This window comes from Micromonospora cabrerizensis, assembly GCF_022230955.1.
Lineage (GTDB): Bacteria > Actinomycetota > Actinomycetes > Mycobacteriales > Micromonosporaceae > Micromonospora > Micromonospora cabrerizensis.
Window position 1 is genome coordinate 26,648 of sequence record NZ_JAKKFI010000065.1, and the last position, 13,960, is coordinate 40,607.

Genomic DNA, 13,960 nt, shown 5'->3' on the forward strand with positions numbered 1-13,960 from the left:
GAGCCGCCTTCCGTTCGCGACTGCGGGGCTCGCAAGCTCACTCCTCGCACTCACCGGTCACAACCCCCCATGACCGGGTCCAACGAGGCGCCGCCGGCGATCACGTCGGCGATCAGACCGCCCTCGGCCATCGCCGGGAGGGCCTGGAGGTTGACGAAGCTGGGCTCCCGGTAGTGCACCCGGTACGGCCGGGTGCCACCGTCGGAGACAGCGTGCACGCCCAACTCGCCCCGGGGAGCCTCGATGGCGACGTAGACCTGGCCGGGCGGAACCCGGAAGCCCTCGGTCACCAGCTTGAAGTGGTGGATCAGCGACTCCATCGACTGACCCATGATCTTCGCGACGTGCTCCAGCGAGTTGCCCATGCCGTCCACGCCGATGGCCAGCTGCGCCGGCCAGGCGATCTTGCGGTCGGCGACCATCACCGGGCCCGGACGGAGCCGGTCCAGGGCCTGCTCGACCAGCTTCATCGACTCCCGGATCTCGGCGAGCCGGACCTGGTAGCGGCCCCACACGTCACCGTCGGGGTGGGTCGGCACGTCGAACTCGTAGTTCTCGTAACCGCAGTACGGCATGGTCTTGCGCAGGTCCCAGGCGAGACCGGCGGAGCGCAGCACCGGCCCGGTGATGCCGAGGGCCACACAGCCGGTCACGTCCAGCACCGCGACGTTCTTCGTCCGCTCGGTCCAGATCGGCTGGCCGGAGAGCAGGTCCTCGTACTCCTTGAGCTTCTTCGGCATCATCTTGAGGAACTCGCGGATCTTGACGATCGCCGCGTCCGGCACGTCCTGGGCCACACCGCCCGGCCGGACGTACGCGTGGTTCATCCGCAGACCGGTGATGGTCTCGAAGATGTCGAGGATGTACTCCCGCTCGCGGAAGCCGTACAGCATGATCGAGATCGCGCCCAGCTCCATGCCGGTGGTGGCCAGCCAGACCAGGTGCGACGAGATCCGGTTGAGCTCCATCATCAGCACGCGGATGGTGGTGGCCCGCTCGGTGATGTCGTCGGTGATGCCGAGCAGCTTCTCGACGGCGAGGGCGTACGCCGTCTCGTTGAAGATCGGGGCGAGGTAGTCCATCCGGGTCACGAACGTCGAGCCCTGAACCCAGTTGCGGTATTCGAGGTTCTTCTCGATGCCGGTGTGCAGGTAGCCGATGACGGAACGGGCCTCGCGGACCGTCTCGCCCTCCAGCTCCAGGATCAGCCGCAGCACCCCGTGCGTGGACGGGTGCTGCGGACCCATGTTGACGACGATCCGCTCGTCGTTGATCGGGTCGGTGCCCGAGACGATGGTGTCCCAGTCCCCACCGGTGACGGTGAAGACCCGACCCTCGTCGGTCTCGCGCTCGCTGGCGTAGTTAGACGTCGTCACTGGTACGACCTCCGCTCGTTCGGCGGCTGGATCTCCGCGCCCTTGTACTCGACGGGCACGCCGCCGAGCGGGTAGTCCTTGCGCTGCGGGTGGCCCTCCCAGTCGTCCGGCATGAGGATCCGGGTCAGGTTGGGGTGGCCGTCGAAGACGATGCCGAACATGTCGTACGCCTCGCGCTCCTGCCAGTCCGCCGTCGGGTAGACGGCGGTCACGCTGGGCAGGTGCGGGGCCTCGACGGAGACCGCGGCCTCCAGCCGGACCTGCCGCCGGTACGTCATGGAGGTGAGCAGGTAGACCACGTGCAGCCGCCGCTCGTCGGCGCCCAGGTAGTCCACGCCGGACACCGACGAGCACAGCTCGAACCGCAGCGCCAGGTCGTCCCGCATCACCTGGCAGACCTCGGCGATCCGTTCCGGGCGGATGTGCAGGGTCAGCTCACCCCGGTCGACCACGACCTTCTCGATCGCGTCGCCGAAGGCCGGGTACGCCTCCTCCAACGCGTCGCGGACCTCGTCGAAGTAGCCCCCGTACGGCCGGGACGCCTCCTCGATGGGCTGGCGCTGGCGGACCAGGCCGCCGTACCCGGACACGTCGCCGGTGCCCTGGTTGCCGAACATCCCGCGACCGGCCGGGCTGGCCGGCGGGAACTCGGCGGGAGCACCACTGGTGGCCCCGGCCGGCACGACCGGCAGCGGTACGCCCCCGTCGTTGGGCTTGTCGGTGGGAGACGTCATTTGGGGCCTGCCTGCGGGTGGAGGTGGTTCTGGGCGTTCATCCAGTTCTCGATCCGCAACTGCTCCTCGCGGCCCTCGCGGACCGCCCGGGTCCACTCGGCACGGCGGGCCTTGTCGCTGCGGTACGAGGAAGGCATGGAGCCGTAGGGCACGATCGGAACGTCGCCGCGCTCCTGGCGGGCAGCCAGCATCTTGCGGCCGTTCGGGCCCAGCGGCTCATACATGATCTTCTCGCGGAGCTTGAGGATCGCGTCGATGAGCATTTCCGGCCGCGGCGGGCAGCCCGGCAGGTACATGTCGACCGGCACGACGTGGTCGACGCCCTGCACGATGGCGTAATTGTTGAACATGCCGCCGCTGCTGGCGCAGACGCCCATCGAGAGCACCCAGCGGGGCTCGGCCATCTGGTCGTAGATCTGGCGCAGCACCGGGGCCATCTTCTGACTCACCCGGCCGGCCACGATCATCAGGTCGGCCTGCCGGGGCGAGGCCCGGAAGACCTCCATGCCCCAACGGCCCATGTCGTAGTGCGGACCACCGGCTGCCATCATCTCGATGGCGCAGCAGGCCAGGCCGAAGGTCGCGCCCCACACGGACGACTTCCGGGACCAGTTGACCAGCTTCTCCACCGAGGTGAGCAGGACGCCGGCGGGAAGCTTCTCCTCGATGCCCATCTGACGTTCCTTCCTCAGTCCCAGTCCAGGCCGCCGCGCCGCCACACGTAGGCGTACGCAACGAAGACCGCGACGATGAACAGGACCATCTCCACGAAGCCGAAGATCGGCAGAGCGTCGAACGAGACCGCCCAGGGGTAGAGGAAGATGATCTCGATGTCGAAGACGATGAAGAGCATCGCCGTCAGGTAGAACTTGATCGGGAACCGCCCGCCGCCGACCGGCTGCGGGCTGGGCTCGATGCCGCACTCGTAAGCCTCGAGTTTGGCCTTGTTGTAGCGACGGGGACCGGCGAAGCGGGCGGCGCCGACGGAAAACAGCGAGAACGCCGCGGCGAGGGCGAACAGCCCGATGATCGGTGCGTAAGGCGAGAGCGACATCGTTTTCTCCTGCTCGTCCTTCCCTGCCCTCGGTGCTTGACGAAAATCACACTATTCACGTCCCTCGCAGTGGCAGTCGGCGGGGGTCGATCTTTGTCGGCGTCGGGGCTGTGACCAGCACCGATGCCGTCCTACTTATACGGCTGGAGCTGCCTTCGTCATCGCGTTGATGACCCGGTCCATCGCATCCCCGCCACGCGGGTCGGTCAGGTTGGCCAACAGCTTGAGGACGAAACGCATCAGCGTCGGGTGCGGCATGCCGTGTTTGGTGGCGATCCGCATGATCTCGGGGCGGCCGATCAGTTTCACGAAGATGCCGCCCAACCGGTAGTAACCACCGAGGCGGGCCTTCAGCTCGTTCGGGTACGCCATCAGTGCCCGCTCCCGCTCCGGGCCGGCAGGCCGGGCGAGGGCCTGGACGATGGCCTCCGCGGCCAGTTCGCCGGACTCCATCGCGTACGCGATGCCCTCGCCGTTGAACGGGTTGACCATGCCGCCCGAGTCGCCGACCAGCAGCACGCCGCGCGTGTAGTGCGGCACCCGGTTGAAGCCCATCGGCAGCGCGGCACCGAGGATCGGGCCGTCGGCGTTGGTCTCGTCGGTCATCCCCCAGTCCTCCGGGGTGTTGGCGAGCCAGTCGGTGAGCAGCCGGCGGTAGTTGGTCTTGCCGAACGCCGAGGACGAGTTGAGCACGCCGAGGCCGACGTTGACCCGACCGTCACCCAGGCCGAAGATCCAGCCGTACCCGGGCAGCAGGTTGTCGCCGCTGTCCTTGCTGCGCAACTCCAGCCAGGACTCCAGGTAGTTGTCCTCGTGCTTGGCAGGCGAGCGGTAGTAGCGGCGGACGGCCACGCCGATCGGCCGGTCCTCCCGCTTGGCCAGCCCGAGCGCGAGCGGGAATCGGCCGGAGACCCCGTCCGCCGCGACGACCAGCGGGGCGTGGAAGGTGGTCGGCTCCTTGCCCGGCCCGACCTCCGCCTCGACGCCGGTGACCCGGCCGTCGCCGTCGAGCACCGGGCCCAGCACGTTGACGTTGGTCCGCAGCTTGGCACCGGCGGCCACCGCCTGCCGTGCGAGCAGGTCGTCGAAGTCCAGTCTCGTCCGCACCAAGCCGTAGTTGGGGAAGCTCGCCAGCTCCGGCCAGTCCAACTCCAGGCGCACCCCGCCACCGATGACGCGCAGGCCACGGTTGTGCAGCCAGCCCGCCTCGGGCGAGGTGTCCACACCCATCCGGATGAGCTGACGGACGGCGCGCGGGGTCAACCCGTCGCCGCAGACCTTCTCCCGCGGGAACTCGGTCTTCTCCAACAACAGCACCCGTACGCCGTGCCGGGCCAGGTGGTACGCAGTCGCTGATCCACCGGGACCGGCGCCCACGACAATGACGTCGGCGTCGTGTTCCACCGGGGTCATTCGCGCCTCCTCCCGCACGCTCGTGAAATGCTTCACAAGCCAGACGGGACGAGTGTATGACCGGCGTCATACCAGCGCAGGATCAGGGGTACCTAACTCGCCGATGTGACACTCCCTGACCGTCCACAGCAGTCAGGTGTCAGGCCGGGCTGGAGGCGTCCAACCCCGCATCGACCCGGATCGTCTCCGGTAGGTGCTCACGCAGCGCGCCACCCGCCGCCCGGTCCAGTGCCGCCAACACCTCGGCGACCACCTGCCGGACCTCCACCGGGTCAGCCCCCGCCAACGCGCGCAACTGCGCGATGAGTTCGGCCGCGTCGTCGTCGGTGGCGGCCACCGGGTCCGCCGGGTCTGCTCCGGTCATGCGATCGAGCGTACGGGGCAAAGTGGACTAAAGACCGATATTCACGAAACCTGAATAATGTCCGTGCCGTCCGTAACGCTCGCCGACTACTCGCGAATGCCCCGATGCAGGGCCACCACACCACCGGTCAGGTTGCGCCACGCCACCCGGCCCCACCCGGCCGCGGCGACACGCCCGGCAAGCGCGGCCTGCGCCGGCCAGGCCCGCACCGACTCGGCGAGATAGACGTACGCCTCGGGGTTGCTCGACACCGCTCGGGCGACCACCGGCAGCGACCTCATCAGGTACGAGAGGTAGACCGTCCGGAAGGCCGGGTTGACCGGGGTGCTGAACTCGCAGACCACCAGTCGCCCGCCCGGCCGGGTGACCCGGGCCAGCTCCCGCAGGGCCGCGTCGGTGTCGTTGACGTTGCGCAGCGCGAAGGAGATGGTCACCGCGTCGAAGCTGGCGTCGGCGAACGGCAACCGCAGCGCGTCACCGGCCAGCAGCGGCACCTCGGGACGGGCCCGCTTGCCGGCGTACAACATGCCCAACGACAGGTCGGCCCCCACCGCGTACGCCCCGGACTGCGCCAGCTCCCGCGTCGAGACACCGGTGCCCGCGCCCACGTCCAGCACCCGCTCACCGGGCCGCAGCCCCAGTGCCGCACGGGTGGCCCGACGCCAGGAGCGGTCCTGACCCAGCGAGATCACCGTGTTGGTCAGGTCGTAACGCTCCGCCACGCCGTCGAACATCGCGGCGACCTCGTGCGGCTGCTTGTCCAGGCTGGCTCGCTGGCCCTGCGGGGTACGGCTCACCCCTTCACTCTGCCAGCCGCCCGCCAACCGACGTCAGCTGGGTGCGGTGCCACCCACCCGGTACGCGAAAGGGCGGGGTGGTCGCCCACCCCGCCCTCACGTCGCGCCAGTTCTGCCGCCGCTGAACCCCGTATCGAAGCGCTCGGGTCAGTGGCGCGGTGTTGTCAGTCGGTCGACTTCTCGTCGCCCGGTGCGACCAGGACGACCTTGCGCCGACGGGAGAGCACCAGCAGCGCCCCGCCCACGAGCAGGATGACCGCGCCGATGCCGCCGATCACGCCGACCTGCACACCGGTCACCGGCAACCCACCGCCGCCACCGCCACCGGCGACCGGCGACGTGGTCGTGCCGGGCGTCGTCGTGCCGCTCGGGCTCGGCGTGACCGTGGGCGTCGGGGTCGGGGTCGGCTGCGCGGTCAGGTCCACGAAGACGTCGAAGATCGCCTGGTTGTCGACCTCGTCGACCTCGGTGAAGGCCTTCCGCTGGGCGCTGGTCGCCTGCTCGGGCTGCTCCTCGGGCTGACCCGCCGCACCGTCCAGACCCTGCGCGAACAGCTCGCCAAGGCGCAGCACCGACTCGGTGACGTCCGTGCCCACCGTCACCTTGATGTCCGCCGTGTAGTACTGACCGGGCTTGATCACGGCGCCGTCGTCCTGGCAGAGCGCCTGGGCCAGTCCGTTGAGGGTCTGCTGCTCGCAGGTGTCCGGGAGGGTGGCGAAGGTGACGCCGGCCGGGAGCGTGAGCACGTAGGACAGGCCGGTGGCCTTGCGGCTGCCGTCGTTGTAGACCGCCCAGTCCAGCGGCACCGTCTCACCGCGCCGCACCGGCCGGAGGTTGGGGTCGTCGCCCTGGACGCCGTTGACCACCACGTTCGCGTTGACGTCCTGCACCCAGCTGGTCAGGTCGTAGCCGGGCTTCGCGACGGTGATGTCGTGCTCGACCTTGTCGCCCTTGGCGTTGGCCGAGTTGATGGTGACCACCAGCGTGCCGGCCTCACCGCGACCGCCGGTGGAGAACAGCGGGATGCCGAAGTCCTCGCTGGTGCCGGCCGGAACGTCGCCGAGCGGGCAGGTGAACGTCCTGCCCTGCACCTGGCAGCCATCGGGCACCACGATGCCGACCTTGTTCTTCTTCAACCGGCTGGTGTCCACGGTGTAGCTGACACCCTTGGCGGCGACCGTGCTCCGGGTGTTGTCGACCAGGAACTTGAACGGCTTGGCCTTGGCCGCCTTGACGCCCTTGGCCAGCTCGGAGCTGAGCGGCACCAGTGCCAGGTCGGCCTGGTCGGCGGCCTGCGCGGGGGCGGCCACGGTGGCCAGGCCACCGGCCGCGAGCAAGGCCACCACGCCAGCGCGGGCCAGGGCCGAGCGGTGGAACGCTGTCATCAGTCCCCCGAGGGATAGGGAAGAAGAAATGGTTGCGGAACGAGCGGACGCTATCGAACGTCGATCTCGCACGCCAGCGGGTGAAGATTTTTTCATCCGTCCGGCCCGAGCTGCTCAGACGGTACGGGCGGGATGGTCACCCATCCCGCCCGTACCGCCGTGCGTTATATGAACGACCCTCAGCGGGCCGATGGAGGACGGCCACGGCCATCAGACCAGCCGCCACCAGCACGGTTGCGCCGTTCTCGGCGACCGGAGGTGGCAACGGATACGAGCCGCGACGCTAGCCGCCGACGATCATCTCCACCAGCCCCGGAGCGGGCAGCCTGACGCTGCGGCGACGGGGACCACCCGTACCGCCGGGAGGATCCGGCAGGAGCATGAGCCTCGGTCAGCCGAACGGCCGGGCGTCGACCCGTGTCAGTTGACCTCGACCAGCGGCAGGGACTTGCCCGCGCCGCCGCCGGGCAGCGCGATCGAGGAGAAGTGCGAGACCACCCGCTCGTCGGTCGGGTCGTCGGCCGGGGTGTGGTGCACGGCAAGCCGGTTGTAGAGGGTGTCACGCTGCGCCGGGATCCGGTCCGCCGAGCGGATCATGCCGATCAGCTCGTGCAGGTTGGAGCGGTGCCGGGCACCGGCGGAGGAGATGACGTTCTCCTCCAGCATGATCGAGCCGAGGTCGTCCACGCCCATGTGCAGCGAGAGCTGCCCGACGTCCTTACCGGTGGTCAGCCAGGACGCCTGGAGGTGCGGCACGGTCTCGAAGAAGAGCCGGGCCACCGCGACCAGCCGCAGGTATTCCAGCGTGGTCGCCTGGGTGCGGCCCTTGAGGTGGTTGTTCTCCGGCTGGTACGTCCACGGGATGAAGGACCGGAAACCGCGGGTGCGGTCCTGCACGTCACGGATCATGCGCAGGTGCTCGATGCGCTCGGCGTGCGTCTCACCGGTGCCCATCATCATGGTGGCGGTCGACTCGATGCCCTGCCGGTGGGCCAGCTCCATGACCTCCAGCCAGCGCTCACCCGACTCCTTGAGCGGCGCGATGGCCTTCCGCGGGCGCTCGGGCAGCATCTCCGCGCCGGCGCCGGCGATCGAGTCCAGACCGGCGGTCTTGATCCGGGCGATCGCCTCGTCCAGGCTCACCCCGGAGACCTTCGCCATGTGCAGGATCTCGCTGGGGCCGATCGAGTGGATGACCAGCTGCGGGTACGCCTGCTTGACCGAGGAGAACAGCTCCTCGTAGTACTCCACGCCGTAGTCCGGGTGGTGCCCACCCTGGAGCATCACCTGGGTCGCGCCCAGCTCGACCGCCTCGCCGCACCGGCGCAGGATCTCCTCGGTCGGGTGGGTCCACCCTTCCTTGTGCTTGGGGGCGCGGTAGAACGCGCAGAACTTGCACGCCGTCACGCAGACGTTCGTGTAGTTGATGTTGCGATCGATCAGGTACGTGACGACGTTGTCCGGGTAGCGCCGCCGGCGCACCGCGTCCGCCGCCTCGCCCAACGCGTGGAAGGGCGCCTCGGTGTAGAGCAGCAGCGCCTCCTCGGGCGTGATCCGCCCGCCGTCCGCGCCGCGCTGCAGGATGTCGTCGATCTCCCGGCTCACCGTCACACCCCGAGCCTACGTCGCGCCCTCAGCGCCTGGCACTCCGCTCCGTCCGCCGTGACATGCACCCCAGCGCCCGCGACCTGTCCGACCGAGGCTCTTTATATTGTCAAGATCATAATATGATATTCAGATACTCTTGACATCTTGTGTCATCGGCCTTGAAGATATTGCTGACGTTGAGGGAGGCGCGATATGAGCGACACCGAGACCGCTCCGGGCATCGCTGCCCGTTGTCGAGCCGACGGCGGACTAACGCAAGCAACTCTCGGCGAGTTACGGGACGAGTTGGGCTACCGGAAGCTCGGCCGCTGGGTCCTCGCGGAGATCGCCGAGACACTCAGAGCGACCGGCCTCGGCTTCTTCCCTCCAGAACGGCTCACCGCCGAGCTCAACACCGAGCCGCGCCAGTGGCAGACGGTCTGGATCTACGTTCGGGATGGCGGGCCGCGGGCACGAGTGATCGACGCCGTGCTTCAGCCCGACGACTGCGATGTACGCGCAGAACTCGACGCGATCGGCACCAAGAACCCGGCAGCGCTGACGCCCCAGCAGAGGTTGGATCGCATCCGAGACATCCTCAACGCATAGGCCAGGGCCAGCGACCACCACAGGAAGGGCCGACGCGCATGAATGCGCACGTCTTCGTGGACGAGACGAAGGAGCGAGGGCTTCTCGTCGCGGCTGCGGTCGTGCTTCCGGCGGACCTGGTTGCTGCGCGCCGGACCATCCGCGACCTAATCCTGCCCGGCCAGCGCCGCATCCACTTTCACAAGGAGAAGGACGACAGGCGCCGACAGATAATCGCCGCGGTCGCCACCCTGTCCGCCCACGCCGTCATCTTCGATGCGAGAGACCACCGCAACGCCAGAATGGCTCGAGAGGCATGCCTCGTCGATCTCGTGGAGCACGCGGCCAAGATAAACGCAGCTCGTCTCGTCCTCGAACGGGATGACTCGACATTCCAGGCCGACCGACGCCTGCTCTTCGAGCAGGTGCGGAGATCAGGGTTGTCCGGCGCGCTCCGTTACGACCACCTACGGGCCCACGAAGAGTGCCTGCTGGCCATTCCCGACGCAGTGGCCTGGTGTTGGGCCAAGGGTGGGAGATGGAAAACATCCGTACAGCGCCTTGTCAGGGAATCGCGACAGGTCTGAAGAGATCCGGAAAGCGCGAGACCCGGCTCACCCACCGTCCGGAAGGCTGCCGGGTCCACTTCCACAGGGCTAATGCCCCTGGCAGTTGCAGGTTACCTCTGTCCGGAGCTTGCGGACAAGGATATGGCCGCCCCCCTGTCTCGGACTCCTCGTCAGGAGGCTGACCCTCGCATCGCTCGTCCAGCGCCCACCACTACCCCGACGGCGACCGCCTGCCATCGGGCGTCGTCAGGCGTCGTAGTCGACCGTGAGCCTGTCCGTCGTCGGGCTGGACTGGCAGGTCAGGACGTAGCCGGCGGCCAGCTCGTCGGGCTCCAGGGCGTAGTTGCGGGCCATCGTGACCGCACCGTCCACGACCTTCGCCTTGCAGGTCGAGCAGACACCGCCCTTGCAGGCGTACGGCAGCTCGCCGCGCACCTTCAGCGCGGCGTCCAGCACCCGCTCCTCACGACCCATCGTGAAGCTCGACGAGCGGCCGTCCAGCACGATGGTCACCTCGGCCCCGGCGCCCGCCTGGTCGACAGGCCGGCGGACCGGCTCCGGCGGCGCGTCGACGTGGAACAGCTCGGTACGCACCGCCGACTCGGGAAGCCCACGCGCGGTCAGCACGTCCCGAACGTCGACCACCATGCCGTACGGGCCGCAGAGGAACCACTCCTCGACCAGGTCGCCCGGCACGATGCTGCCCAGCAACCGGCCCAGCCTCTCGGCGTCGATCCGCCCGGAGAGCAGCGGCGACTCACCCTGCTCCCGGGAAAGCACGTGCACCAGGTGCAGCCGGGTGGGATAGCGGTCCTTCAGGTCGGCCAGCTCCTCGGCGAACATCACCGTGTTCGCCGTACGGTTGCCGTACACCAGGGTGAACGTGCTGGCCGGCTCGACGGCCAGGGCGGTCGCGACCAGCCCGAGCACCGGCGTGATGCCGGAGCCGGCGACGACCGCGCCGTAGTGCCGCACCCGGTCCGGCGCGAAGGCCGTCGTGAAGGTGCCCAACGGCGGCAGCACCTCGACCGTGTCGCCGCCGCGCAGCGCCCCACACGCGAAGGCCGAGAACGCGCCGCCGGGGATCTCCCGCACCCCGATCCGCAACCGGCCGTGCCGGGCCAGGTCGTCCGGGGTGGAGCAGATCGAGTACGACCGGCGCACGTCCGTGCCGTCCGGGCCGGCGGAGCCGGTGGGCCCGGCTCCGACGGGAAGACGCACCGTGAGGTGCTGGCCCGCCTGGAACGCGAAAGTGTCCCGCAACTCCTCCGGTACGGCGAACGTGACGGCCACGGAGTCGTCGGTGAGCCGGTCGACGGCGGCGACCGACAACGGGTGGAAGACCGGCCGGCGACGGACCGGGCGGGTGATGGTGACAGTCACAGCGCCTTCAGGTGGTCGAAGGGTTCGGAGCAGGAGCGGCAACGCCACAACGCCTTGCAGGCGGTGGAGCCGAACCGGCTGACCTGCTCGGTCTCCGGCGAACCGCACTGCGGGCAACGGACCGCGAGGGTCAGCGACACCACGCCGGCGGCCGGCACCGGGGCGGGCGGGGCGATCCCGGCGGCGGCGAGCTTCGCCCGGCCACCGTCGGAGATCCAGTCGGTGCTCCACGGTGGGCTGAAGACCGTGCGCACCTCGGCGTCGGTGTGGCCGGCGACCGCGAGCGCGCGGCGGATGTCGGCCCGGATCACGTCCATCGCCGGGCAGCCGGTGTAGGTCGGGGTGATGGTGACGGTGACCCGACCACTGGCCGGATCCTCCTCGACCGCCCGCAGAATGCCCAGCTCGTCGATGGTGATCACCCGAATCTCCGGGTCCACCACCGACGCGGCTGCCTCCCTGGGGCTCACCGTGCCACTCGCGTTCGCGACTGCAGGGCTCCGCTGCGCTGCACTCCTCGCGCTCACCAGTGCGCTCCGGGATGGGCGCGGTGCAGCACCTGCATCTCGGCGAGCAGGAAGGCCAGGTGCTCGGTGTGCACGCCGGTCCGCCCGCCGGCCGGCGCCCAGCCGCTCCCCGGCAGGGTGAGCGTCGCCTCGGCCAGCACCGCGCCGACGGTCTCGTCGAACGCCGGCCGCAGGGTGGCCGGGTCGACCGGCGCCGTCGGGTCCGCGGCGAACAGCTCGTGGGTGTACGGCCACACCTGGTCGACGGCGGCCTGCATGCGCCGGTGCGACTCCTCGGTGCCGTCACCGAGCCGCTTCACCCACAGCGCGCCGTGGTCGAGGTGGTACGCCGACTCCTTGCGTGCCTTCGCGCCGATCGCGGCCAACCGCTCGTCCGCGCAGCCGGCCAGCGCCGCGTACAGCGGCAACTGGTACGCCGCAAGGAAGAACAGCTTCGCCATCGTCACCGCGAAGTCGCCGTTGGGCAGCTCGACCAGCAGCGCGTTGCGGAACTCGCGGTCGTCGCGCAGGTACGCCAACGCGTCCTCGTCCCGGCCCGCGCCCTCCAGCTCGCCCGCGTACGACAGCAGCAGGCGGGCCGCGCCGAGCTGGTCGAGGGCGATGTTGGCCAGCGCCACGTCCTCTTCCATCTCCGGGGCGCGGGTGGTCCACTCGGCCAGCCGCTGCGCGGCGATCAGCGCGTCGTCGCCGAGACCGAGGGTGAAGTCGAAGGGCCCGTTCACAGGTGGGCCACCCCGTCCGGCACCTCGTAGAAGGTGGGGTGGCGGTAAACCTTGTCGGCGGCCGGGTCGAAGAAGGCGTCCTTCTCGTCCGGGCTGGACGCGGTGATCGCGCCGGCCGGCACCACCCAGATCGACACGCCCTCCTGGCGGCGGGTGTAGAGGTCCCGGGCGTTGCGCAGGGCCAGCTCGGCGTCGGGCGCGTGCAGGCTGCCGACGTGGGTGTGCGACAGCCCGCGCCGGGCCCGCACGAAGACCTCCCACAGAGGCGAGTGATCCGTCATGCCGCTACCTTCTCCCGCTGTTCTGCCCGCTTCGCGGCGTACGCCGCAGCGGCCTCACGTACCCATGCGCCGTCGGCGTGTGCGGCCCGGCGGTGGGCGATCCGTTCCCGGTTGCACGGCCCGTCGCCGGAGATCACCCGCATCAGCTCGTCGTAGTCCGGCTGGGTGTAGTCGTACGCCTGCCGTTCCTCGTTCCAGCGCAGGTCCGGGTCGGGGATGCGCAGCCCGAGGATCTCGGCCTGCTGGACGCACATGTCGACGAAACGCTGCCGCAGGTCGTCGTTCGAGAAGCGCTTGATCTTCCAGGCCATCGACTGGCCGGAGTGGGTGGAGTCGCCGTCGGGCGGGCCGAACATGGCCAGCGACGGGTACCACCAGCGGTCCACCGCGTCCTGAGCCATTGCCTGCTGCCCCGGGGTGCCGTGCGCCAGGGTGTGCAGGATCTCGTAGCCCTGCCGCTGGTGGAACGACTCCTCCTTGCAGACCCGGATCATCGCGCGGGCGTACGGGCCGTAGGAGCAGCGGCACAGCGGCACCTGGTTGACGATCGCCGCGCCGTCCACCAGCCAACCGATCGCGCCCACGTCGGCCCAGCTCAGGGTGGGGTAGTTGAAGATCGAGCTGTACTTCTGTCGACCGTCGAGCAGCAGCTGGACCAGCTCGTCGCGGCTGATGCCGAGGGTCTCGGCGGCGGCGTAGAGGTAGAGGCCGTGGCCCGCCTCGTCCTGCACCTTGGCCAGCAGGATCGCCTTGCGCTTGAGCGACGGCGCCCGGCTGATCCAGTTGCCCTCCGGCTGCATGCCGATGATCTCGGAGTGGGCGTGCTGGGCGATCTGCCGGATCAACGTCCGCCGGTACGCGTCGGGCATCCAGTCCCGTGGCTCGATCTTCTGCTCGGCGTCGACGACCTCGGCGAAGTACGCCGCCAGGTCCTCGTCCGGGGAGGGGCTGCCGCGTCGTCCGCGCGCTGCCGCCGCGCGCAGCTCGGCCTCGGCTGCCTCGACCTCACCCAACAGGCCGCTGCCGGGCGCCTCGTCGGAGGCGCCGTCCGGGGCGGAGAAGTCGTTGCCATACATGAGGCTAAGTGTTACAGCTTGCGCCACGATGCACCAGGGGGTGTAACAGGAATCCGAGGATCCCATCCGTAACGGAATGAGCGCTTTGTGTTACCTGGGTCTCC

The 13,960-nt window shown here is 69.4% G+C and carries 16 protein-coding genes; 2 read left to right on the top strand and 14 right to left on the bottom strand.

The window, feature by feature from the left end; all coding sequences use genetic code 11:
* Positions 1-50: 50 nt before the first annotated feature.
* The 9 genes from LADH09A_RS15755 to mqnC all read right to left on the bottom strand — a co-directional run bounded on the left by LADH09A_RS15755 (position 51) and on the right by mqnC (position 8,734).
* Positions 51-1,376 (bottom strand): NADH-quinone oxidoreductase subunit D, encoded by a 1,326-nt coding sequence (locus LADH09A_RS15755; protein ID WP_238645930.1) that lies wholly within the window; start codon positions 1,374-1,376, stop codon positions 51-53.
* Complete coding sequence (locus LADH09A_RS15760; RefSeq protein ID WP_238645931.1) at positions 1,373-2,110, bottom strand: NADH-quinone oxidoreductase subunit C; 738 nt, start codon at positions 2,108-2,110, stop codon at positions 1,373-1,375. Before LADH09A_RS15760 ends, LADH09A_RS15755 begins: the two co-directional genes overlap by 4 nt.
* Complete coding sequence (locus tag LADH09A_RS15765) at positions 2,107-2,784, bottom strand: NuoB/complex I 20 kDa subunit family protein (RefSeq protein ID WP_124821345.1); 678 nt, start codon at positions 2,782-2,784, stop codon at positions 2,107-2,109. Before LADH09A_RS15765 ends, LADH09A_RS15760 begins: the two co-directional genes overlap by 4 nt.
* Before the next feature lie 14 nt (positions 2,785-2,798).
* Positions 2,799-3,164, bottom strand: coding sequence for an NADH-quinone oxidoreductase subunit A (locus LADH09A_RS15770; RefSeq protein WP_007454588.1), 366 nt, complete (start codon positions 3,162-3,164; stop codon positions 2,799-2,801).
* 135 nt (positions 3,165-3,299) lie between these two features.
* Positions 3,300-4,577, bottom strand: a complete 1,278-nt coding sequence (locus tag LADH09A_RS15775) for a geranylgeranyl reductase family protein (RefSeq protein WP_238645932.1) — start codon at positions 4,575-4,577, stop codon at positions 3,300-3,302.
* A gap of 139 nt (positions 4,578-4,716) precedes the next feature.
* A complete protein-coding gene (locus LADH09A_RS15780) occupies positions 4,717-4,941 on the bottom strand; it encodes a hypothetical protein (protein WP_030486260.1) in 225 nt (74 codons plus the stop codon).
* 86 nt (positions 4,942-5,027) lie between these two features.
* Positions 5,028-5,738 (bottom strand): demethylmenaquinone methyltransferase, encoded by a 711-nt coding sequence (locus LADH09A_RS15785; RefSeq protein ID WP_308194573.1) that lies wholly within the window; start codon positions 5,736-5,738, stop codon positions 5,028-5,030.
* A gap of 164 nt (positions 5,739-5,902) precedes the next feature.
* Positions 5,903-7,123, bottom strand: coding sequence for an LPXTG cell wall anchor domain-containing protein (locus LADH09A_RS15790; protein WP_238645934.1), 1,221 nt, complete (start codon positions 7,121-7,123; stop codon positions 5,903-5,905).
* Positions 7,124-7,543: 420 nt separating this feature from the next.
* Positions 7,544-8,734, bottom strand: coding sequence for a cyclic dehypoxanthinyl futalosine synthase (gene mqnC, locus LADH09A_RS15795; protein ID WP_238645936.1), 1,191 nt, complete (start codon positions 8,732-8,734; stop codon positions 7,544-7,546).
* Positions 8,735-8,923: 189 nt separating this feature from the next.
* On the opposite strand from mqnC, the gene LADH09A_RS15800 reads away from it, so the two are divergent.
* Both LADH09A_RS15800 and LADH09A_RS15805 read left to right on the top strand, forming a co-directional pair.
* The gene (locus LADH09A_RS15800) at positions 8,924-9,319 is read left to right on the top strand and encodes a hypothetical protein (RefSeq protein ID WP_238645938.1); all 396 of its coding nucleotides are present in this window, start codon (positions 8,924-8,926) and stop codon (positions 9,317-9,319) included.
* A gap of 56 nt (positions 9,320-9,375) precedes the next feature.
* On the top strand, positions 9,376-9,885 hold the full coding sequence (locus LADH09A_RS15805; protein ID WP_238645940.1) for a hypothetical protein: 510 nt from the start codon (positions 9,376-9,378) through the stop codon (positions 9,883-9,885).
* A gap of 228 nt (positions 9,886-10,113) precedes the next feature.
* On the opposite strand, the gene paaE is transcribed toward LADH09A_RS15805, so the two are convergent.
* Genes paaE through paaA form a run of 5 tightly spaced genes read right to left on the bottom strand, consistent with a single transcriptional unit; the run spans position 10,114 to position 13,856 of the window.
* Positions 10,114-11,250 (bottom strand): 1,2-phenylacetyl-CoA epoxidase subunit PaaE, encoded by a 1,137-nt coding sequence (gene paaE, locus LADH09A_RS15810; RefSeq protein WP_238645942.1) that lies wholly within the window; start codon positions 11,248-11,250, stop codon positions 10,114-10,116.
* A complete protein-coding gene (paaD, locus tag LADH09A_RS15815) occupies positions 11,247-11,720 on the bottom strand; it encodes a 1,2-phenylacetyl-CoA epoxidase subunit PaaD (protein WP_238645944.1) in 474 nt (157 codons plus the stop codon). Before paaD ends, paaE begins: the two co-directional genes overlap by 4 nt.
* A 53-nt stretch (positions 11,721-11,773) precedes the next feature.
* Positions 11,774-12,499, bottom strand: coding sequence for a 1,2-phenylacetyl-CoA epoxidase subunit PaaC (gene paaC / locus LADH09A_RS15820; protein ID WP_238645945.1), 726 nt, complete (start codon positions 12,497-12,499; stop codon positions 11,774-11,776).
* Positions 12,496-12,780 (bottom strand): 1,2-phenylacetyl-CoA epoxidase subunit PaaB, encoded by a 285-nt coding sequence (gene paaB / locus LADH09A_RS15825; protein ID WP_088951115.1) that lies wholly within the window; start codon positions 12,778-12,780, stop codon positions 12,496-12,498. The genes paaC and paaB overlap by 4 nt, the downstream gene beginning before the upstream one ends.
* The gene (paaA, locus tag LADH09A_RS15830; RefSeq protein ID WP_238645946.1) at positions 12,777-13,856 is read right to left on the bottom strand and encodes a 1,2-phenylacetyl-CoA epoxidase subunit PaaA; all 1,080 of its coding nucleotides are present in this window, start codon (positions 13,854-13,856) and stop codon (positions 12,777-12,779) included. Before paaA ends, paaB begins: the two co-directional genes overlap by 4 nt.
* Positions 13,857-13,960: the final 104 nt, after the last annotated feature.